1 protein-coding gene is annotated in these 604 nt (G+C 69.7%); it reads right to left on the minus strand.

Annotation, left to right across the window (positions count from 1 at the left end; genetic code table 11):
- Nucleotides 1–8: 8 nt before the first annotated feature.
- Nucleotides 9–604: GlxA family transcriptional regulator (locus OP79_RS49100; RefSeq protein ID WP_033329805.1), on the minus strand; the 596-nt coding region annotated here is incomplete at its 5' end.

A 604-nucleotide genomic window follows, 5' to 3' on the forward strand; every position in this document is an offset into this window, starting at 1 on the left:
GGTGGTGCTCAGTGTGTGGGGGTCAGGGCGCCGCGGAAGGTGCGCCGGTAGGCGAGCGGTGAGACGCCGATGGCGGCATGCAGGTGTTCTCGTAGCGAGGTGCCGCCGGCGAAGCCGACTTGGCCGGCGATCTCGTCCACCGGCAGGTCGGTGGTTTCCAGGAGGTGCCGTGCCCGCTCGACGCGCTGCTGGATCAGCCAGCGTCCCGGGCTGATGCCCACCTCTTCGGTGAAGCGGCGGGCGAAGGTGCGCAGGCTCATGTGGGAGTGCTCGGCGAGGTCCGTCAGGGTCATCGGCTCGTGGAGGTTCTCCAGCGCCCACTGACGGGCGGTGGCCGTTCCACTGGCCGTGGCCTCGGGCACCGGGTGCTGGATGTACTGCGCCTGTCCTCCCTCGCGCCATGGAGGGGCGACGCACATGCGGGCCACCTGGTTGGCGACTTCACTGCCGTGGTCCTTGCGGATGAGGTGCAGGCAGACGTCGAGTCCGGAGGCGGCACCGGCCGAGGTCAGGATGTCCCCGTCGTCGATGAACAGGGCGTCCGGGTCGAGTGCGACCTGGGGGAACCATGTGCGGAAGAGGTCCGCGACCATCCAGTGGGTGG

Origin of the sequence: Streptomyces yerevanensis (genome assembly GCF_000716805.1) — a bacterium.
In the GTDB taxonomy this organism is placed as follows: Bacteria; Actinomycetota; Actinomycetes; order Streptomycetales; family Streptomycetaceae; genus Streptomyces; species Streptomyces flaveus.